We start from the raw sequence: 20278 nt of genomic DNA, 5'->3' as shown, positions 1-20278 counted from the left end.
GCAGAGGGTCGCAAAGGTCCTATACTCGGAAGCGCAAACAAGCGCGGTGCGTCCCGAAAGGCTCTGAGTGTTCTACTGGCTGCTTAAGCGGATCTTCGTCGGTCCGCTTCTCAAGGCTCTTTTTCGTCCCTGGGTTCGCGGCCTCGAGAACATACCGACCGAGGGCGGGGCGATCATCGCCGGAAATCACCTTTCGTTTGTCGATTCAATCTTCACGCCGCTCGTTGCACCGCGTCCCGTTGTCTACTTGGCTAAGAAGGACTACTTCATGGGCCGCGGAATCACCGGCTTCTTCACCAAGTGGTTCTTCAAGGCCACGAATCAGCTCCCCATGGACCGAGGCGGAGGATCCGCTTCCGAGGCGTCGCTGCAGGCTGGTCTGAAAGTTCTCAAGAGCGGGGCTCTCCTGGGCATCTACCCGGAGGGCACGCGCAGTCCCGACGGGAAGCTCTACCGCGGTCGTACCGGCGTTGCCCGCCTGGTTCTCGAGGCTGGTGTGCCGGTCATTCCGGTTGCTGTCATCGGCACGGACAAGGTGCTCAAAACCGGTACCGTCATCCCCAAGCTGCGCCGTGTGGGCGTGGTGTTCGGTGAGCCGATGGACTTCAGCCGCTATCAGGATCTTGAGCACGACAGGTTCCTGCTGCGTTCGATCACCGATGAGGTGATGTACGAGATTCTGCGCCTGTCCGGGCAGCAGTACGAAGACAAGTACGCTTCCACGGTGAAAACCAGGCTGCTTGCGGAAAAGCAGCCCGAACGGGAAGGCTGAGCACAGTTTCGATTCCTAGGATAACGACGACACGCAGAAACGTTATCTTCTAAATGTTTGAAACGACTCCGCCCAGCACATAGGTTCTTCTTGAAGGCAGCCCCGGGCTCGTGTCTGTCCTATGCGGTAAACTCAGAGGACTTCGACAACGTGCCCTTACTTCCCCCAGGGGTCTAAGGAGGAGATGGCGTGAGCCACTCAACAGAAGAATCGGTCAAGCCGATTCCGCGCGCAGCCCAAGGGCTGCTTTTTGACGACGATCTTCCGGAGCTCGACGAAGACGCGGGCTACCGCGGTCCCACGGTGTGCCGTGTCGTTGACATCACGTACCGTCAGCTCGACTACTGGGCACGCACGGACCTCGTCGTTCCCTCTATTCGCACTGCAACCGGATCGGGTTCGCAGCGCCTGTATTCTTTCCGCGACATTCTGGTGCTCAAGGTCATCAAGCGCCTTCTTGATACCGGGGTCGCCCTTAACCAGATTCGCACCGCCGTGGGGCACCTGCGCGAACACGGAATCGATGATCTCTCGCGCATCACCCTGATGAGCGACGGCGCGTCGGTGTTTGAGTGCACGTCCGCTGATGAAGTCGTTGACCTCGTCCAGGGCGGTCAGGGCGTGTTCGGCATCGCCGTCGGCCAGGTATGGCGCGAAGTCGAAGGAACACTGTCTGAACTTCCCAGCGAAAGGCCCGAACAGGCACAGCTGCCGATTGACGAACTCGCACTTCGGAGGGCGCGCAAGTCAAGCTGATTTGCGCCCTGGGGGACTGAAGGCCTGATACACAGAGGCGGCCAGGAGAACATATCCTGGCCGCCTCTGTTGTGCTGTGTCTGGGTGTGCGTCAGTCTGCGCGCCTCTGGCGAAGTTCACGACGGCTGGGGTATGTGCCGTCGGGGCGCGGGCCGGTCAGTTTCGCGGGTTCGGACTTATCTGTCTGCGCTGTCTGTTCCGCCGGCTGGGTCTGTTCAGCCTGGCCTTTCGCCTTGGCGGTTTCAGCAGGCTTTTCGGCGGCGGGTTTCTGGCTTGGGCCAGTTTTCGTCGCAGGACCGCGTTTTTCTTCTGTACCGGGCTTTGCTGTGGGTGCGGCCTTGTCGGCCGGCTGGTTTTCCCGCTTGGCGGAGGTGCCTGCAGGCGCCGGCTTGTCGGACTGCGGGGCTTCCGGTTTGGTGGAATTTCCGACGGGCGCGGTGCCTACGTTCTGCGTCTGCGATGCAGCAGGGGCGGACGGTGCAGTGTTCGTCCCCTTGGGCTTGTCGAGCTTCGGGTCTGCAGGCTGGGCATGAGAACCGGCACCAGCACTTTGTGGTGTCTGGGCGGCTGTGTTCGAAGTCGGTGCGTCTGGCACAGCCGGGGGTTCTTCAGCGGGGCGTCGTCCCCGAATGTTTTCGCTGCGCAGCGCACGATCGAGAATCTTGTCAAAAGCGCGAGCAAGTTCGCTGGCGGGACGCCCAGGCCACTGGTGAATCGGTCGGGCAGAACCCTGTGCCTGCTGCAGAACAGTGCGTTCGGGAAGCGGCGGGTTGATCACCAGCGGCCCGAACATGTCCTTGAGTTCGTTGATGCGGAAGCTGTGTTCGCGCGACGACGGACGCACGCGGTTAAGCGCAATGCCCAGAGGCTGCAGGTCTTTGGCTGTGCGCTTGCGCAGTTCATCTGAGGCGCGCAGTGCACGATCAGCCGCAGCGACAGAGAACAGGCCGGGTTCAGTGACGACGAGAACCCGGTTGCTGGCTGTCCAGGCCGTGCGCGTAAGTCCGTTGAGTGATGGTGGGCAGTCGATGATGACCAGCCTGTAGACGTCCGACACCCGGTCAAGTGCATCGCGCAGCCTCTTGAGATAGCGCTCTGACAGACTGGGGCGATCGAATTCGGCGGCACGCGGTGAGCCGGGGATGACGTCGAGCCGGCTGGACCCCTTGTCGGTCCATCCGCTGGGCACCATCGCTTCGCGTGCGAGCTTTGATTTCGGTGCGGCAAGGACATCCGCGATGTCCAGCGGCGTGGAAATCGGGACGTCGAGACCCGTCGATGCGTCAGCCTGGGGGTCCATGTCGACCACGAGGGTCGGGATTCCGCGGCTCTGCGCGGCAGAAGCCAGGCCGAGAGTTACCGACGTCTTGCCGACGCCGCCTTTGAGACTGGAAATACTGAGGACAAGCACAGTTCCACGTTATCCGATTCTGCTGCTTACATGCTGGAGGCGCCCGGGGAATCTTTCAGCCCGGAGGTGTGGATGCTGGAACCGGCAGGACCCGGGTCGACGATGATCTTTGCTGGTATTGCCCGCTGCATGGATTCGACGTGGGAGATAACCCCGAGACAGCGACCTCCCGTGCGCAGTTCGTCGAGCACGGTGAGCACCGCGTCCAGTGAATCGGGGTCGAGGCTGCCGAAGCCTTCGTCAATGAAGAGGGTGTCCAGACGAAGGCCTCCTGCTGTTTCGGCAACTGTGTCTGCCAGGCCGAGCGCCAAAGCCAGCGCGGCCATGAATGACTCGCCGCCCGACAGGGAACGGGGGTCTCGTTCGCTTTCGGAAAACGCATCGTGGATGACGAGGCTGAGTCCCGCTTTGCGTTCCTTTCTCTGCCCAAGAGGATTCACTGACAGACGGTATCGCCCGCTGGTCATGGCGCTGAGTCGGTCTGAGGCGCTGCGTGTGACCGCTTCGAACAGTCCTAGAAGCGCGAACGAGCTCAAAGGCAGCTTCGAATGCTGCGCTGTGCCGCGTACAAGGTCCGACAATTGGACTTCTTCTTTCAGCCGATCAATTGCGCGGCGCTCATGATCGGATTCGGCTGTGAAGCGCTCGAGGAGTCTTTCCAGGGAATTCAGACGGTCGGCGACGACAGCTAGGCGCTGGTGCAGCCGCTGTGACTGCTGAGCCCAGGTGTCAGCAGCTGCGGCTGCCTCCGCGGCGCGATCATGACATTCCTGTGCGCTGGGCAGCGTCTGAGCTTCCGCGAACCAGTCGCTGTTGCGGTTTTCGTGCAGTTTGGTGTTTCGGTATTCATTCGCCGTCAGCACGTTTTCGAGCTGCTCGGCGTCGGAAGCCGCCGCCTTCTCAAGCTGGTGGTCATCCGCAAATGCGGATGCTTCGAGCTGGGCGGCGTAGTCAGCCGCACGCTGGGTGAACTCGCGCTCGGCGCGCTGCACGTGGTCTTCGGCAGTCTGCAGCTTGCGGATGAGCGACATTCGTCTGCTGAGGGCCTCGGCAACGGCGGATGCAGCCTCGGCAGTGTCCGGGACCTCGACCCCTGCGGCGCGGATGTCGGGAGCGAACACCGAATCATGCGTCTGTGACATGGCATCCATCTGCGAGTCAGCATCCGTAAAGCGCTCCCTGGCCGCATCGGTCTGCTGCTGCGCGGTTGTCAGCCGTTCGTGAGCAGATGCCAAGCGCAGAGCCGCGCGTTCTGCTGCCCCCTTGAGTTTCTGCTGAACTTCGCGTCCGCGTTGCAGTTCAGCGGCGGCTTTGTCCAAAGCCCCCCGAGCTTCGTCGGGGTCGGTGAACTTCGCATTCTGCACGGCCTCTTCCGCGGCAGCCTGCTGCGCTTGGGCCGATGAAACGGCAGTGCGTGCCTCGTCGAGTGCCGTTTGCGCCCGATCAGCTGCTCGTTCGGCCCGTTCTTCTGCATCCCGTGAGTTCTCTGCGCCCGCCGCCCGGGCCGGACTCGGGTGTTCTTCCGATCCGCACACTGGGCATGCGTGTCCTTGACGCAGGTCCCGGGCAAGTTCAGACGCTATTGCGCTCAGGCGCAGGCCCCGGACTTTCCGAAAGTGCTCTGTCGCATCACGTACGGTGTCTTCACGCTCGCGCAGCACCGCCTGTGCGCTCTGGACGAGGTCCTGCATTTCAGCGTGTCGCCTGTGGGCATTGAGCGCACTGTCGGCGTGCGTCGCGATGTCTTGGTGTTCGGCTTCGAGCTTGGCGAGATCGGGTGCTTCCGCGAGTTCGTTCTGCGCCGCCGTGTCGGCTTGGGCGGCTTCGGTGTGGGCCGCTTGGGCTTTCTTCAGCTCTTCGTGCGCGGCCTCGAGCGCTTCGCGGCATCGTCTGCTCTCAGCTTCGAGCGCTTCCCGCCTGCGCAGACTGCGGGCCAGGCTGCCTGCTGCGGAGTAAGCGGTGTTTGTGACGGATTCGCACTGTGCGAGATCCTCAACCTGGCCTAGTGAAGCTTTCAGTTCTTCCTGTGCCCGTTCGTGTTGCTGTTGAGCATCTGAAAGCGCTCGGTGAGCTTTTCTCTGTTCGCGCAGGCTCGGCATGATGCGATCCGCCGCTTTCTTGCGTTCGAGTTCGCAGCGGGCGGCCTCGACAGCCTCCCGCTGGTTCTCATGCTCAGCTTCCAACCGCCGGTGCTCTTCGAGAGCCTCGGATTTTACGGCGGCGCTTTTCAGTTCTTGGGCACGGTTGTTGTGAAGCTCAAGGCTTTCATCAGCGGTTCTGGCAGCGATGGTCGCTGTTTCTGCGTGCTCGACTGCAGCTGTTTTCGCAGCAGCCAGAAAAGCGACGACGTCAACGAAGCCCGGCCGTTGGTCGTCTGGCACTGCCAGGCGGTCGAGACACTGTTCAGCTGCGGTCTTCATGACATCGCAGCGGTGCCGCATGATGTCGTCGAATTTCTGCCTTGCGTCTTGTGACCGCTGTTGGAACCAGTCTTCGACGGAGCTGAAGCGCTCTGTTCCGAACAGCTTGCGCAGCAGGGGTTCTCGCTCAGCTGTGTCAGCTCTGAGGAAGGCCGTGAATTCTCCCTGGGGGAGCAGCACGATTTTGGTGAACTGCTCTGCTGTGAGGCCTATGACCGGTGCGAGGGCTTCGCCCACCTGGCGGCTGCCGGAAGCCACGGGCGTCCAATCCTTACCGCGCTGTTCAAACAGATATGCCCGCGGCTTTTCTTTCGTCGTGCCTTCGCCGCGCAGTTTTGGTCGGTCGTAGCTTGGGCTGCGTTCAACTTTCCACCTGCGTCCGCCCGCTGTGAAATCGAGCACGACGGTCGTGGGCGTGTCGGGACCGGCGTAGGTGGAACGCAGTTCGCCTGCATCATTGCGCACACCGGGAACACGGCCGAAAAGGGCAAACGTGACAGCGTCGAGGATGGTGGTCTTGCCTGAGCCCGTGGGGCCGGAAATGAGGAACAGGCCGTCATCGGCGAGAGCGTCGAAGTTGACTGTTTGGCGCTGGTTGAAGGCGCCGAAGCCTTCCACGGACAGCGAATGGAATTTCATCGAGTCCGCTCCTGAGCCCACTGCATCGCGTTGGCGAACAGTTCACGTTCGGATTCCGAAGGGGATCGACCGGCGGCTGCTCTGCAGAACTGCGCGAACACCTCGGCGTCGTCAATAGTCTCTTTTTTCCTGCCCCGTGGCGCCGTGGTCTGCACGAGGTTGATCCACTGGACGCTGAGCAGCTGCGGAAATGCTTTCCGGAGTGAGTCCAAAGCGCCCTGCGGGACCGTGGTGTTGGTCAGCCGCACCTCGATCGCGTGGTCCTGGTAATCGGGTGCTTTTACCAGCAGCTCCTCGACGCTGCCCGTAAGAGAAGCGATCGGCAGGATCTCCGGGATCGTCACAGAATCGATCGCTCCGGACCGGGTGTCGTAGAGCCACATGAGCTTGTCTGTGCCGGCCTCGGAAAAGGAATAGGGGAGGGGCGAACCCGAATACCGCACGTTCGGTGCGACGGTCTGTGGGCGGTGCAGGTGGCCGAGGGCGGCATAGTCAGCCCACGTGAAGAGGTCCGCTTCTGCCCTGCCCACACCTCCGATCTCAATTGATCTTTCGGATTCGCTGGGTTCGGCACCGGCGATGAATCCGTGTGCCATGACGATCGCCGTGTGGTCCGGACAGTGCTGCGCACGGTGGGCGAGTATGCGCCCTATTGCTGCATTGAGAACTGCGCTGTGTGTGCGCGAGGTGTCGAAGACGCCGCTGACGAGGGCAGGCTCCAAGTAGGGGATTCCGTATACGACTGTGCGGTCGCCGTCGTCGCCGAGCACAACGGGTCGTTCAATGTCGGAAAGGGACGTGCGAATGTACAGCCCGGAGGATTCCATGAGTCGGCGGCCGACCCCCAGCCTTTGGTGGGAGTCGTGATTGCCGCTGGTCAACACTGCGACTGCACCGGTGTCTAAGACCCGAGCCATCGTGGTTTCGTAGGCCTCCAGAGCGTCCAGCGGCGGAACGGCCCGGTCGAAGACATCGCCGGAGACAAGCAGCACATCAACCGAGCTGCTTTTGATGGTCTCAATGAGGAAGTCGGCGTACTCAAGGAAGTGCGGAACGGTGTTCATGCCGTGGAACGTCCGTCCGATGTGCCAGTCCGAAGTGTGAAGGATCCGCATGGGCACAAGCGTAGAGGGTGGCACGGACATAGACCTGTGCAAGCCGCATGACGGAGATCACTACCGCATTCGGTACAGTAGTTCAGACACAAACTGGAGGCCGCCCTTTAAGGGGCACAACCGGAATAGAGCTTGCCTGATGTTCAAGAAAGTCCTGGTAGCCAACCGCGGTGAAATCGCGGTGCGCGCATTCCGCGCAGCCTACGAACTCGGCGCGTCCACAGTCGCCGTCTTCCCCTACGAAGACCGCAACTCGGAGCACCGCCTCAAGGCTGACGAAGCGTACATGATCGGAGACGAAGGGCACCCGGTTCGGGCGTACCTCAACGTCGACGAGATCATTCGCGTGGCCAAGGAATCCGGAGCAGACGCCGTTTACCCCGGTTACGGGTTCCTGTCGGAGAACCCGGAACTTGCTCGTGCCTGCGACCGCGAGGGAATCACCTTCATCGGCCCGCGTGCCGATGTGCTCCAGATGGCCGGCAACAAGGTTGAGGCCATCGCCGCAGCACGCGAAGCGGGAGTTCCCACGCTCGATGCAACCCCGGCATCGACTGACCTCGACGAACTGCTCGAAGCCGCTGAGAACATGGAGTTCCCGCTGTTCGTCAAGGCAGTTGCCGGCGGCGGCGGTCGCGGTATGCGCCGTGTTGACAACCGCACCGAACTGGTTGAGGCCGCAAAGATCGCCATGCGCGAAGGCGAAGGTGCGTTCGGCAACCCGACCGTCTACATTGAGCAGGCCGTTCAGCGGCCCCGCCACATCGAAGTCCAGGTTCTTGCTGACAACGACTCGAACGCAGTTCACCTGTTCGAACGCGACTGCTCTATCCAGCGTCGCCACCAGAAGGTCGTCGAAATCGCCCCCGCGCCGAACCTCGACCCGGAAATCGCAAGCGCAATGCACGACGCTGCGCTGCAGTTCGCCCGTTCGATCGGCTACCAGAACGCCGGAACCGTCGAGTTCCTGCTGGAAACCGCCGGCCCGCGCGCAGGCAAGTTCGCCTTCATCGAAATGAACCCGCGCATCCAGGTTGAGCACACGATCACGGAAGAGATCACCGATGTCGACCTCGTGCAGGCGCAGATGCGCATTGCCGCGGGCACAAGCCTGGAAGAACTCGGCCTGACTCAGGACAAGATCAGCTACAAGGGTGCGGCCGTGCAGTGCCGCATCACTACGGAAGACCCCGCAAACTCCTTCCGCCCTGACACAGGAACGATCACCGCGTACCGTTCGGCCGGCGGTGCGGGCGTCCGGCTGGACGGCGGCACCGTCTACGCGGGTGCCGAGGTTTCGGCCCACTTCGACTCAATGCTCGTCAAGTGCACCGCACGAGGTGCCACCTACGACGTTGCGGTCAACCGCCAGCGTCGCGCACTTGCCGAATTCCGCATCCGCGGTGTCGCATCGAACATCGGCTTCCTCCGGGCTGTTCTCGACGACCCCGCGTTCATTCGCGGTGACCTGTCGACCAACTTCATTGAAGAGCGCCCCCACCTGCTGGAAGCACGCGTGGGCGCTGACCGCGGTTCGAAGGTCCTCGAATACCTCGCCGACGTGACCGTCAACCAGCCCTACGGCCCGTCACCGGTTGACCTCAAGCCCTCTGAAAAGCTCCCGCAGCTGGAACTTTCCGAAGAAACACCCGCGTCGTCGCGCAACAGCCTCCGGGAACTCGGCCCCGAGGGCTGGGCAAAGGCTCTGCGTGATGCCAAGGAACTCAAGGTGACTGACACCTCGTTCCGTGACGCCCACCAGTCGCTTCTGGCGACCCGTGTGCGCACCCGTGACCTCGAAGCTGTCGCACCGTACATCGCCCGGATGCTGCCCGAACTGCTCTCGGTAGAAGCATGGGGCGGCGCCACCTACGACGTCGCGCTGCGCTTCCTCGCGGAAGACCCGTGGGAACGTCTGGAGAAGCTGCGCTCGGCCATGCCGAACACCAACCTCCAGATGCTGCTGCGCGGCCGCAACACCGTCGGCTACACGCCCTATCCGACCGAAGTGACCGACGCCTTCGTCGACGAAGCCGCCCGCACCGGCATCGACGTGTTCCGCATCTTCGATGCCCTCAATGACGTCGAACAGATGCGCCCGGCAATTGAGGCTGTCCGCGGCACCGGCAAGGCAGTGGCCGAAGTCGCGCTGTGCTACACCTCGGATCTTCTCAACCCGAATGAAGAGGTGTACACCCTCGACTACTACCTGCGCCTTGCAGAGCAGATCGTCGAAGCCGGCGCCCACGTCCTCGCAATCAAGGACATGGCAGGCCTGCTGCGCCCCGCCGCAGCCACCAAGCTGGTCACCGCGCTGCGCAGTGAGTTCGACCTGCCGCTGCACCTGCACACCCACGACACCGCCGGCGGTCAGCTGGCCACCCTCATGGCCGCATCGGAAGCCGGCGTGGACGCTGTTGACGCAGCCTCCGCATCGATGGCCGGCACCACGAGCCAGCCGCCCATGTCGGCACTCGTGGCAGCCCTCGAGCACACCGAGCGCGACACCGGCCTCAACCTGGCCAACGTGCAGGACCTCGAACCGTACTGGGAGGCCGTGCGCAACGTCTACAAGCCGTTCGAATCCGGCCTGCCCGGACCGACGGGTCGCGTCTACCGCCACGAAATCCCCGGCGGCCAGCTGTCGAACCTGCGCCAGCAGGCAGTTGCACTCGGCCTGGGCGAACGCTTCGAAGAAGTCGAGCTCATGTACGAAGCAGCCGACAAGATCCTGGGCCACCTGGTAAAGGTGACTCCCTCCTCGAAGGTGGTCGGTGACCTCGCACTGCACCTCGTTGCAGTCAACGCCGACCCCAAGGAATTCGCGGAGAACCCCCAGAGCTTCGACATCCCGGACTCCGTCATCGGGTTCCTCAGCGGTGACCTCGGCGACCCGCCGGCAGGCTGGCCCGAGCCGTTCCGCACCAAGGCGCTGGAAGGCCGCAAGCACGTCAAGCCTGCTGAGCACCTTGAGGCGCACGAAGCTGAGCTCCTGCGTGAGCCCGGCAAGACACGCCAGGACACGCTCAACCGTCTGCTGTTCCCGCAGCCGACCAAGGAATACGGCCGCATGATCGACCAGTACGGCGACCTGTCGGTGCTGGAGACAAACGAATTCCTGTACGGCGTTCGCGAAGGTCACGAACACTCCGTCGTCATCGAAAAGGGCAAGGCTCTGCTCGTCGGCATCCAGGCGATCTCCTCGCCGGATGAACGGGGTATGCGCAACGTCATGGCAACGCTCAACGGCCAGCTGCGCCCGCTGTCGATCCGCGACCGTTCGGTTGACGTTGACATCGCGGTTGCAGAACGCGCCGACGAATCCAACCCGGGTCACGTGGCCAGCCCGTTCGCGGGTGTCGTCACCCTCCAGGTTGCCGAAGGCGACAAGGTCAAGGCAGGCCAGACGGTCGCCACGATCGAAGCGATGAAGATGGAAGCCTCCATCACGGCGACGATCGACGGCACCGTGTCGCGTGTGGCCATCGAACCGGTCGCGCAGCTTGAGGGTGGCGACCTCGTGGTGGTCATCGATGGCTGAACGAGCCATCAGGCTCTTCGGAGATCCCGTCTTGCGCACTGAGTGCCGGCCCGTCACCGAATTCGGGTCGGCAACTCGGGCGCTGGCGCAAGACCTCATCGACTCGTCGCTGCCCGACGGCCGTGCCGCCGTGGCAGCGCCCCAGATTGGGGTTGCCCTTCGAGCCTTCGGCTATGACGTCGACGGCCGCACCGGTGCGATCTTCAATCCCGAGATCATCGAAACGTCGGGCGAGAAGCGCGACATCGGCGAAGGCTGCCTGTCGATCCCGGGTCTGCAGTTTCCCACCCCGCGCTGGGAATATGCGGCCGTGAAGGGCTTCGACGCTGAAGGCAACCCGGTCGAACTGCGCGGTGATGGGGTGTTCGCGCAGATGCTCCAGCACGAAACAGACCACCTGAACGGCGTTGTGTACGTTCAGACACTGCCCGGGCCACGGCGGAAAGAGGCGATGAAGCAGATTCGCAATTCCGCTTGGTTCGGCAGCTGAAATCGGCGGCGGCCCGTAAAGGGTCGCCGCCTTTCGTCTTCGAAAGGAGAACAATGGAAATCACGAAAGCAGGTGTCATCGGCTCCGGCCTCATGGGCTCGGGCATTGCCGAGGTCCTCGCTCGTTCGGGTCTGGACGTCGTCGTCCGGGATATCAGCGACGAAGCTGTCGCAGCCGGCCGCGGCCGGATCGAGAAGTCCTTCGCCAAGGGCGTTGAGCGCGGCAAGCTCAGCCAGGAAGACGCCGACGCGGCTCTCGGCCGCCTGACCTTCACAACTGATCTGCAGGCCATGGCCGACCGTCAGCTGGTCATCGAAGCTGCCAGTGAAAACGAAGAGATCAAGAAGTCGATCTTCTCTGAACTCGACGGCATCGTCACCGATAAGAACGCGATTCTTGCGTCCAACACCTCGTCCATGCCGATCATCCGCTTCGCGCAGGTGACCTCACGTCCGGAGCGGGTTCTCGGTCTGCACTTCTTCAACCCCGCACCGGTGCAGCCGCTTGTCGAGATCATCAGCTCCGTGCTGACTGATCCGGAGGTTGCAAACACGATTGAGAAGTTCTCGATTGACGTTCTGGGTAAGAAGCCCATCCGCTCGGACGACCGCCCCGGCTTCATCGTCAACGCTCTGCTCATCCCGTACCTTTTCGCCGCCATCCGCATGTACGAAGCCGGTCACGCAACGAAGGAAGATATCGACAACGGCATGATGAACGGTGCCGCCCACCCCATGGGTCCGCTCACGCTTGCTGACCTCATCGGGCTGGACACGTGCCTGTTCGTCGGCCAGTCGATCTATGAAGAAACCGGTGCTGCCGCCGACAAGCCGCCGGTCCTGCTGTCGCGCATGGTCGACGGAGGACTGCTCGGCCGGAAGACCGGCCGCGGTTTCTACGACTACCGCTGACTGGGGAACAAGAAGAACGAGGCGGAGCTCACCAAAGTGAGCTCCGCCTCGTTCTTTCTTGGGGGAGGGTTCAGCCGAGTTCGGCTGCGGCCAGGCGCACGCAGGCGACCAGGCCTTCGGCTGCGGCGGTGACGTCTTCGAGGCTCGGCATTGAGGGCGCGATCCGGATGTAGGCGTCGTTGGGGTCAAGCCCGTGCGGGTGGGTGGAGCCTGCGGGGGTGAGAGCTACACCGGCTTCGGCCGCGTACTTCACAACCTTTGAGGCGGTGCCGTTGGGGACGCGCAGGGTGATGAAGTAGCCGCCGTTCGGCTGCGTCCATGACGCGACGTCGGAACTCAGACCGTTTTCAAGCGCGGTGAGCACGGCTTCGAACTTCGGGCGGATGATCTCTGCGTGGCGGCGCATGTGTTCGCGAACGCCGTCGGCATCGCGGAAGAACCGCAGGTGGCGCAGCTGGTTGATCTTGTCCGGGCCGATCATGGCGGCCCCCATGTGGGTGCGGTACCACTCGATGACGGCGGGGGAGCTGGCGAAGAACGCCACACCCGCGCCTGCGAAGGTCATCTTCGATGTCGAGGCGTAGATCCAGGGGCGGTCGGGGTGGCCTGCTTCGGCGCACAGGGACAGGATGTCGACCATGGGTGCCTGGTTGTCATCTGACAGGTGGTGCAGGCCGTAGGCGTTGTCCCACAGGAGGGTGAAGTCGTCTGCTGCCGCCTTGATTTCAGCGAGTTCGCGGGCCCTGGCTTCGCTGATCGATGTGCCGGTCGGGTTGGAGTACATGGGTACGAGCCACATGGCGCGGACATCTGGGTCTGCCACATAGCGGCGGACGTCGTCCATGACGGGTCCTTCATCGTCCGTGCGGATTGCGATGAGCTCGTAGCCGAGGGCTTCTGCCAACTGGAAATGGCGGTCGTAGCCGGGAACGGGGCAGAGGATCTTGGCATTCGTCCACGGGGCACCCGCGGGGGTGCCGTAGCGCTTGGCGAAGTCCAGGGTCATGTACTCAAGCGTCAAAGATGACGAACCCTGCGCCAAGATCTGCTCGGTGGGCACCTTGTAGAGCTCACCGAAGATTTCGCGGAGTTCCTTCAGTCCGTCAAGGCCGCCGTAGTTGCGGGTGTCGATTCCCGAAGGCGAGGTGAAGTCGTCACCCGTGACGTTCGTCAGCAGATCAGCCGACAGGTCAAGCTGTTCGGGTGCCGGCTTGCCTCGGGTGATGTCGAGATTGAGGCCGCGAGCGGCGAACGCGCGGTAGTCAGCCTGTGCCTGCTCAAGGGAAACGTCCATCATGGCCTTTCTGGTTCTTAAGAAGAAAACCCAGGAAATATACACTCTCGGTTCATTTTAGGCTCCCATTGGTACGCCGCAGACACCGGATAGGCTGGGTTGCAGCGAACCGACACACACCGCACGTGTGCCGCTTGAATCAACCCCAGCTGAGGAAGGCCTCCTATGCGTCGTTACACCCCGCAATCCGTCAAAGAGCAGATCTTCACTGGGCTTAAAGCCTTTGGACTGGCAGAAGACCAGGCGCAGGTGTGCACAGAGATCATGTTTGCCACCGACCTGTCGGGTGTTGACTCGCACGGCATTTCGATGCTTCCCCTGTACTGGCAGGAGATCTCCGACGGCACCCTGAATGAAAAGGCCGAACAGCGCCTGGATCACCAGTTCGGTGCGGTTTCGGTTTTTGACGCCGACCATGGCTTCGGTCATCCGGTGAGCGTGCGCGCGATGGACGCAGCAATCGAAGCGGCAGAGAAGTTCGGAGTGGGCATCGGGTCGGTGCGCAATGCGAATCACTTCGGGGCTGCCGGACAGTATGTCCTGCGAGCTGCTCGCAGGGGCATGGTGGGCATTGCAACGTGTTCGACGCGTTCGGCCATGCAGAAGCCGACCGGCGCCAAGCATGCGCTCATGGGAACGAATCCGATTGCCTTCGCACACCCGGTGAAGGACGAAGAGCCCATTTTCGTTGACATGGCCACCACCGTTGTGCCCGGCAACAAGGTCAAGGTCTACGCCTACGCGGATGAGCCACTCGCCGGTGAATGGGCAACGGATGGCAGCGGTGAGGTTGTCACGGACGGCATGCAGGTCTACAACGCTCTTTTGAACCCGGAAAGCTCCGACATTGGGCTTCTTCCGGTTGGCGGCAACAGCGCCGGTGGGCACAAGGGCTACGCGCTTGCCACGATGGTGCAGCTGCTCTCGGCTGCCCTGTCCGGTTCCGACCAGCCGGGTGATGTCGCCGGACGCCAGTCGATTGGCTACTTCTTCTTGGCGATTGATCCGCGCGCGTTCGGTGAAGGTGCCGACGCCGAAGAGTACGCACGCGTTCTGCGGGACACCCTGCGCGGTATGGAGCCCGTTGACCCGGACGAACCCGTGCAGGTTGCCGGTGATCCTGAGCACCGCTCGGTGGAGGACCGCTCCGTCAACGGCATTCCCATTTCGGACGGCATGGTGCAGGCGATCCGGGAAGCCGTCGAGGACGCCGGGGCGGAATTCATTCTGACCGAGGTCTGATGGCAAGCCCGAAGATTCGCCGCGATGCTAAAGGACGCGGCACTCTGTTCGGTGCTTCGGCATACGAGTACGAGCGCATTCGACCCAGCTATCCCGATACGGCCGTTCGCGCTGTCTCTGACCGCGCGCTGGCTGCTGCCGCCGAGGACGGGGGAGAGGTGCCCGCTGATCCTGCGGGACTTCGGGTGCTCGACGTTGGTTCCGGTACCGGGAAATACGGTCGGGCGCTTGCTGAGCGTGGCTTTGACGTTCACGCAGCCGATCCGGACTCGGCGCTCTTGGAGATCAACCCTCTGCCGTCGACAACCGCTCGGGCAGAACAGCTGCCCTTTTCTGATGCATCGTTCGACCTCGTAGTGTCTGCTCAAGCGTGGCACTGGTTTGATGCCGAGGCGGCCTCAGCGGAGTTCGCGAGGGTCCTCAAACCCGGGGGAGTGGCGGCCATAGTTCTCAACCAGCTCGATGTGCGGGTTGACTGGGTTCTACGACTGTCACGCATCATGCACGCCGGTGATGTCTATCGCCCGCAGTGGCGGCCCGAACTTGGAGCAGGTTTCGGTACGGTCGAAGCGCGCATTGATGAGTTCAGTGTGCCGATGACGATTGACGACACGGTTGCGCTGACAGCAACGCGTACGTACTGGCTGCGCTCAAATGACACGGTCCGCGCGCGTGTCGAGGGCAACCTGCGCGGCTATTTGACCGAAGAACATCCGGTGAGTGAGCCGTTTGATCTTCCGTACATGTGTTTGACGTACATGGCGCAGAAGCAATGACAGTGTTTATTGCTGGGGTCGACCTTGCTTCACAGACTGCCCAGACAGGTCTTGCGGTTGTGTCTGCTGACTCCTCAGCGCTTCGAGTTGAGCAGCTCGAGGTCGGTGCCCACGACAGCGCCATCATCGAAGCCATCCGGCGGTCGGTGAAGACCGGGGTCGATGTGCCGCTCGGCTGGCCGGACAGGTTCGTTGACCTGGTCAGTGCTCACCACGCTGGTGGGCCGCAGCAGTGTGCTGACTGGCGGACAGAGGCGGTTCTGCGGCTGACTGACAGAGTCCTCAAAGAGGATTTCGGTCTGCGCCCGCTGAGTGTGTCAACTGACAGGATCGCATATCCGGCACTGCGGTGGAGCGGCATTGAAGCGCAGCTGAAGCTATTGGGGATCGACACGGCGCGCGATGGATCAGGGCGGATCTGCGAGGTCTATCCGGCAGGCTTCCTCTTCCAGCACGGGCTTAAGCACCGTGGCTACAAAGGTGCCGCCAATGCGCAGGTGAGAGAAGAGATTCTTGGGTCCCTCCGCCTCGTCATGAGTCGCGAGCACAAGGATCTCTGTGTGGCAGATGACAACGCGCTCGATGCTGTTCTCGCCGCTTTGTCAGCACACACGGTGGTGACGGGCAAGGCTTATGAGCCTCCGGAAGAGCACAGACAGACTGCACTGCGCGAAGGCTGGATCTGGATGCCGCGCACCGATAACTGATACTTGTGTGCTGATCTACTCATTGACGGAAGGGAACACGCGCAGCAAGCTTGGCCGGTTGCAGATGGAGGGGCTGTTGTTGTGGCCTTCTCGTGTCTACCTGCGGGTGTGGGAAGGTGGCGCGGCTGGAGTAGTGATAAGGGCGGCTACAGCCATCGAGATGAAGAACGATGACCATGCTTCGCCCGTGAGAATGAAGAAGTAGAAAATCCTCATGAGCACATCGCTCACCACATGGCTCACACTCATGAAAATCTGGGCCTGAACTAAGGCATCGATCTGTGCGAGCAGAGCGTTCGAGAGAATGAACGCAACGGCCGAAATGGCGGCAGTTTTGGCGATGCGAGCCATTTTTCTTTCGCGTCCCCAGGCGCCGACCGCGAGGACCAGGGTCATGAGACCGGCGGCAACGACAGGCGGCCATCGGTGACCCTCTGGGATGTTCAGATACGCGGCGAACCCAAAGCTGTAAAGTGTCTGTATTGTGAATCCGCCCGCGAGAGCACTGACCATGATGAAACGGCGTCGCAGCACAAGCCCAGAGCTGTGTGGTCGATCAATAGCTTCCATAACCCACCATCTGAGCCTCTGGGCAGGCCCAACGAACCAGGCACGCAGCACTTGCGTACTTTCGCTTGTAGACAGTCTTCCACTTTCCGGTGGTTGAGGATACATACACCTCGTGATTCGGCATTTGACGATGGCTGCCAGAAATTATCCTGTAGGAGCCATTTTTAGTGATCGTGATCGTAAACGCGCCCTGAATCGAGTTGTGCTTGCAAAATGGGTTTCCTGCTTTTAGCCTGAAACGGAGATCGACGGCTGACTTTGTCTTTCCGAGCTGCTTAATTGACATGTCCTTGGCAGATGCCGTCTTCGTAGCTACAAGCTTGCCCTTCGAATTGTATACTTTCGTTGCGCCTACTTTATTGGAACTGCTAACGAGTCCCCGGCCGTCCCACCGTACATTCGCCGTCATACTCGTGCGAGAAGTCCCATAACTGGCATTGTAACCCCGGTTATCCCCACCGAACTTGTGCCCGCTCAGACTGCGGTAGCTACCACAACCTACCAGTGGTGCGCTGAGCTTTGCCTGCGGAATGAACGTCCGATATCGCACCGTCGATCCCTTACGCGCGGCCATTGCTTTAATTTTGGTGTTGTATTCCGCTGCCTCTGCCATTAGGTCCGGGGAGTCAGGAACGATGACGTCGAATCCATGAATCGTCGCATCTTCCGAGGTAGGAAGAGCCGTCCCCTCAGGGACAACGGTCTCCACACGATAGTGATAAATTGCGCCTGGCGAAGTGTTCGAGTCTCGGAAAGACCGTTCAGACGTTTCTGCAAGCAGTTCGTTGTCGCGAAACACGGCATACCTTCGTGTGGCGTCGACGCCCTCCCAAGAAAGATCAACTTGCTCTGTGTCGACTACCGCGAGTGCTCCATGCGCCACGAGAGAAGCGTCGACGATCACAGTTCTATCGCCTTTAAATGTGCCTATTTGCACCCCATCCTCGATGTCGAAGTTTGGCGTGCCGTTACGTGTCGAACTCTTTACGGAATCAATACCACCGATGACAAGATCGCGACTCGACAATGCGTCGAGAGTATACTCAGCATCTCGGACCTGCACACCTTCTGCTTGCGCGGGTAAGGCCATGTTCGCCAGAAACGCGCCCGTTGCCAGCGCAGACATAAACGTCCACACAATTCTTCTTTGCAGAATCATGAGCTCTTCGCCTCCGGATGTTCACGGCACACTGGGCTGTGTAGAGGGCTATGATTGCTTAATCTTGCCAAGCTGCGCCCCTATATCCCATCGCTTAAACGTCTGAATTGTTACTCGAGAATACGATAGCTATCGGGGCAATGGAATACCCTGCTGAAAGCGCTGCCATCCGCGTTGCCCAGACCGTAGGGCGGTAAACGAATCTGTGATTCCGATACTTACCGCCTCCAAAAATGTGCATCAACAAGGATGGATGGGTCCCAGTTAGCGATCCGCGACGATGATACGAGTTTGGCTTTCGGTCCCCGACTTTGTCGAAGCCGTAGGACAGCGATGCCACCACCTGCCGAAGTTTTCTGAGTTGCGAGGGTCCTCAAGCCCGGGCGTTACGACCTTACGACCGTAGTTGTCAGCGAAATCGTTGTGCTGGTCGACCGGGTTTTCGGCTTTCACGTACTATCCACGTTTGTGATGGCTTACGCTTACAGTGTCCGCCGGAACTTGGAGCCGACTTTGGTGCGGTTGGAGGGCGGATCGATGAGATCAGTGCGCCGATGGCGACTGGCAATATGGTCGCACCGACTATTGTGAGTGTAGGTAAGCCAGGGGAGCGGCTCAGGCGAAGAACTGGTCGTAGGTGAGTTTGCCCGCCAGGATGACGACAACGCAGAGAATCACGATGCGGACGAAGCCGGCGCCGCGACCGAGCACCATGCGCGCGCCAATGCGGGCGCCGATGATGTTCGTTACGGCGAGGCCCAGGCCCAGCAGCCACAGGACATCACCGCGCAGCCCGAACACAATGAGCGCGCCGAGATTGGTAGCGACGTTGAGGACCTTCGCCCAGGCTGCACTTGTCATAAAATCTCCGCGCATGAGCGCCGTGAGAGACATGATGAAGAACAGGCCGGTGCCGGGCCCGAATGCGCCGTCGTAGATGCCGATGGCCAGAATGATCGCTGCACCTGCTGTCCACGAGCGCTTTGACATAATGCGTGGTTCGCTGTCACGGCCAAAGGATGGACGCAGCAGAACGAAGAATCCGACAGCAACGAGGACGACGATGATAATCGGCCTCATGATGTGCTGATCAACGCTTGCGGCGATGAAAGCGCCGATGGCTGCGCCAACCAGAGCGAGGGGAGCCCAGCGCAGAGCGCCGAGAGCGGTTGGAATGCGGCGAGCCAGCGTAATCGCGGCACTCGTCGTGCCGAAGACCGCGGCGAACTTATTGGTGCCAAGTGCCTGAGCGTTCGTCAGCCCCGGCGCCATGATCATGATGAGCGGCAGCAGAATGAGTCCGCCGCCGCCGACAACGGCATCAATCCACCCGGCTGCCAGAGAGCCTGCGAGAAGCACGGTGATGACTGTCGTCGACATCGGGGAAGCGGCCTCTCAATCTTTACTTAACATAATGTATATTATCGGCGCTTATGGCAAAGGTGGCGTCACAGGACTGTTTCGCTGGCGAAGTCTCTGAGCTCAGACCGGATTGTCTGCTTGCTGTGCGGGACACGGCGCACTGCGCTTAGCCTGTCGTGACATACAGAAAGCGGCGCACTGCGCTGCGCCGCTTTCTGTATGCGTTATGTCAGAGAACCTGCCACTTGACGGTAGCAACTCCGTCGCCGCCGATCTGGTTCATTGCGGCGGTGGAAAGGTCCAGGCAGCGATTGCCGTGGTACGGTCCGCGGTCATTGATGCGGACGGTGACAGACTTTCCGTTGCTTGTATTCGTGACCTTGACGCGACTGTTGAACGGCAGCGTTTTGTGTGCTGCGGTCATTGCGTTGCGATTGAACCGTTCGCCGTTGGCGGTCTTCCTGCCGTGGAAGCCGTCACCCTGGCCGTAGGTCGAAGCTGGGCACGAACCGGCCTTGCCCGATGCCTTTGTGTTCTTCGGCTTGCCGCTGTCGCTGGCAGCGGCACCTGAGCCGGCCTTGTTGCCGCTCTTCTTGGAGGTACTGCCGGACTTGCCGGAGCTGCCCGCGGAGTTCGAGCTGCCTGCACTGCCCGACTGGGTGTCTTCAGCCGGCTCTTCTTCCTTGACGGACAGAGAACGCGCGCTGTCTTTCTGCTGCTTTTCGGCGTCCTTGGCAGCCTTTTCGGCAGCCGAGGTGTCGGGTGCGTCTGCTGCCGGAGCCGCATTCTGGGTGAACTGGGTCTGTTCGTCTTCTGCGCTTGGCGTTACAGCGAAGCCGGCTGCAACGATGCTTGCCGCAGCTGCGGTCGGTACGGCAATTGCTGCCAGGACCGGGCGGCGGCCTGCAGAGGCGAGAACTCCAGCGGCAGACTTCGGTTCGCTCCCGTAGCGCCCACGCTTGGACGAACGGCGAAAGAGGTCAAAAATGCTTCCGGAGGCCTTGGTGCCTTCAGCGCGGTGTTTGCTCACAGATCTTCCAATCGCAGATGAAAGTTTCGGAACGATAACGCAATGCTATATCAATTCGTAACGGAAAGGTAACGGAGCTGGGG

16 protein-coding genes are annotated in these 20278 nt (G+C 61.3%); 8 read left to right on the top strand and 8 right to left on the bottom strand.

Annotated elements, in window-relative coordinates:
- Positions 1 to 67: 67 nt before the first annotated feature.
- A complete protein-coding gene (locus tag Bravens_RS06330; protein WP_062021475.1) occupies positions 68 to 772 on the top strand; it encodes a lysophospholipid acyltransferase family protein in 705 nt (234 codons plus the stop codon).
- A gap of 189 nt (positions 773 to 961) precedes the next feature.
- Positions 962 to 1528: a MerR family transcriptional regulator gene (locus tag Bravens_RS06325; RefSeq protein ID WP_019174972.1), complete on the top strand. Its 567-nt coding sequence runs from the start codon at positions 962 to 964 to the stop codon at positions 1526 to 1528.
- Positions 1529 to 1619: 91 nt separating this feature from the next.
- Here Bravens_RS06325 and Bravens_RS10875 read toward each other — a convergent pair whose 3' ends face one another.
- Genes Bravens_RS10875 through Bravens_RS06310 form a run of 3 tightly spaced genes read right to left on the bottom strand, consistent with a single transcriptional unit; the run spans position 1620 to position 7113 of the window.
- Positions 1620 to 2939 (bottom strand): AAA family ATPase, encoded by a 1320-nt coding sequence (locus Bravens_RS10875; protein ID WP_062021473.1) that lies wholly within the window; start codon positions 2937 to 2939, stop codon positions 1620 to 1622.
- A 26-nt stretch (positions 2940 to 2965) separates the two neighbouring features.
- Positions 2966 to 5998, bottom strand: a complete 3033-nt coding sequence (locus tag Bravens_RS06315) for an AAA family ATPase (RefSeq protein WP_062021470.1) — start codon at positions 5996 to 5998, stop codon at positions 2966 to 2968.
- Positions 5995 to 7113, bottom strand: coding sequence for an exonuclease SbcCD subunit D (locus Bravens_RS06310; protein ID WP_062021467.1), 1119 nt, complete (start codon positions 7111 to 7113; stop codon positions 5995 to 5997). Before Bravens_RS06310 ends, Bravens_RS06315 begins: the two co-directional genes overlap by 4 nt.
- A gap of 139 nt (positions 7114 to 7252) precedes the next feature.
- Between Bravens_RS06310 and Bravens_RS06305 the strand changes: the two genes are divergently transcribed.
- Genes Bravens_RS06305 through Bravens_RS06295 form a run of 3 tightly spaced genes read left to right on the top strand, consistent with a single transcriptional unit; the run spans position 7253 to position 12055 of the window.
- Positions 7253 to 10654 carry a pyruvate carboxylase gene (locus Bravens_RS06305; protein ID WP_062021464.1) on the top strand — a complete coding sequence of 1134 codons (3402 nt, stop codon included), beginning with the start codon at positions 7253 to 7255 and terminating at the stop codon, positions 10652 to 10654.
- The gene (gene def / locus Bravens_RS06300; protein WP_062021461.1) at positions 10647 to 11144 is read left to right on the top strand and encodes a peptide deformylase; all 498 of its coding nucleotides are present in this window, start codon (positions 10647 to 10649) and stop codon (positions 11142 to 11144) included. Before Bravens_RS06305 ends, def begins: the two co-directional genes overlap by 8 nt.
- Before the next feature lie 53 nt (positions 11145 to 11197).
- Positions 11198 to 12055 (top strand): 3-hydroxybutyryl-CoA dehydrogenase, encoded by an 858-nt coding sequence (locus Bravens_RS06295; protein WP_062021458.1) that lies wholly within the window; start codon positions 11198 to 11200, stop codon positions 12053 to 12055.
- A gap of 70 nt (positions 12056 to 12125) precedes the next feature.
- Here the strand turns inward: Bravens_RS06295 and Bravens_RS06290 are convergent, their stop codons facing one another.
- Positions 12126 to 13349 carry an aspartate aminotransferase type Ic gene (locus tag Bravens_RS06290; protein ID WP_244878130.1) on the bottom strand — a complete coding sequence of 408 codons (1224 nt, stop codon included), beginning with the start codon at positions 13347 to 13349 and terminating at the stop codon, positions 12126 to 12128.
- A 165-nt stretch (positions 13350 to 13514) separates the two neighbouring features.
- Between Bravens_RS06290 and Bravens_RS06285 the strand changes: the two genes are divergently transcribed.
- Genes Bravens_RS06285 through Bravens_RS06275 form a run of 3 tightly spaced genes read left to right on the top strand, consistent with a single transcriptional unit; the run spans position 13515 to position 16074 of the window.
- Positions 13515 to 14591: an Ldh family oxidoreductase gene (locus Bravens_RS06285; RefSeq protein ID WP_019174980.1), complete on the top strand. Its 1077-nt coding sequence runs from the start codon at positions 13515 to 13517 to the stop codon at positions 14589 to 14591.
- Positions 14591 to 15367: a class I SAM-dependent methyltransferase gene (locus Bravens_RS06280; RefSeq protein WP_062021453.1), complete on the top strand. Its 777-nt coding sequence runs from the start codon at positions 14591 to 14593 to the stop codon at positions 15365 to 15367. Before Bravens_RS06285 ends, Bravens_RS06280 begins: the two co-directional genes overlap by 1 nt.
- The gene (locus tag Bravens_RS06275; protein WP_062021451.1) at positions 15364 to 16074 is read left to right on the top strand and encodes a DUF429 domain-containing protein; all 711 of its coding nucleotides are present in this window, start codon (positions 15364 to 15366) and stop codon (positions 16072 to 16074) included. The genes Bravens_RS06280 and Bravens_RS06275 overlap by 4 nt, the downstream gene beginning before the upstream one ends.
- Positions 16075 to 16170: 96 nt before the next feature.
- Here the strand turns inward: Bravens_RS06275 and Bravens_RS06270 are convergent, their stop codons facing one another.
- The 4 genes from Bravens_RS06270 to Bravens_RS10850 form a co-directional block, all read right to left on the bottom strand.
- Positions 16171 to 16644, bottom strand: a complete 474-nt coding sequence (locus Bravens_RS06270) for a hypothetical protein (RefSeq protein WP_244878129.1) — start codon at positions 16642 to 16644, stop codon at positions 16171 to 16173.
- On the bottom strand, positions 16631 to 17770 hold the full coding sequence (locus tag Bravens_RS06265; protein WP_244878128.1) for a hypothetical protein: 1140 nt from the start codon (positions 17768 to 17770) through the stop codon (positions 16631 to 16633). Before Bravens_RS06265 ends, Bravens_RS06270 begins: the two co-directional genes overlap by 14 nt.
- Before the next feature lie 648 nt (positions 17771 to 18418).
- Positions 18419 to 19183 (bottom strand): TSUP family transporter, encoded by a 765-nt coding sequence (locus Bravens_RS06260; protein ID WP_062021441.1) that lies wholly within the window; start codon positions 19181 to 19183, stop codon positions 18419 to 18421.
- Between the two features lie 211 nt (positions 19184 to 19394).
- The gene (locus Bravens_RS10850) at positions 19395 to 20195 is read right to left on the bottom strand and encodes a septal ring lytic transglycosylase RlpA family protein (RefSeq protein ID WP_062021438.1); all 801 of its coding nucleotides are present in this window, start codon (positions 20193 to 20195) and stop codon (positions 19395 to 19397) included.
- Positions 20196 to 20278: the final 83 nt, after the last annotated feature.

Source organism: Brevibacterium ravenspurgense, assembly GCF_001584615.1.
Classification (GTDB): domain Bacteria; phylum Actinomycetota; class Actinomycetes; order Actinomycetales; family Brevibacteriaceae; genus Brevibacterium; species Brevibacterium ravenspurgense.
Note: the sequence above shows the minus strand (reverse complement) of the source record. Positions and strands in the feature narration are given on the sequence as shown.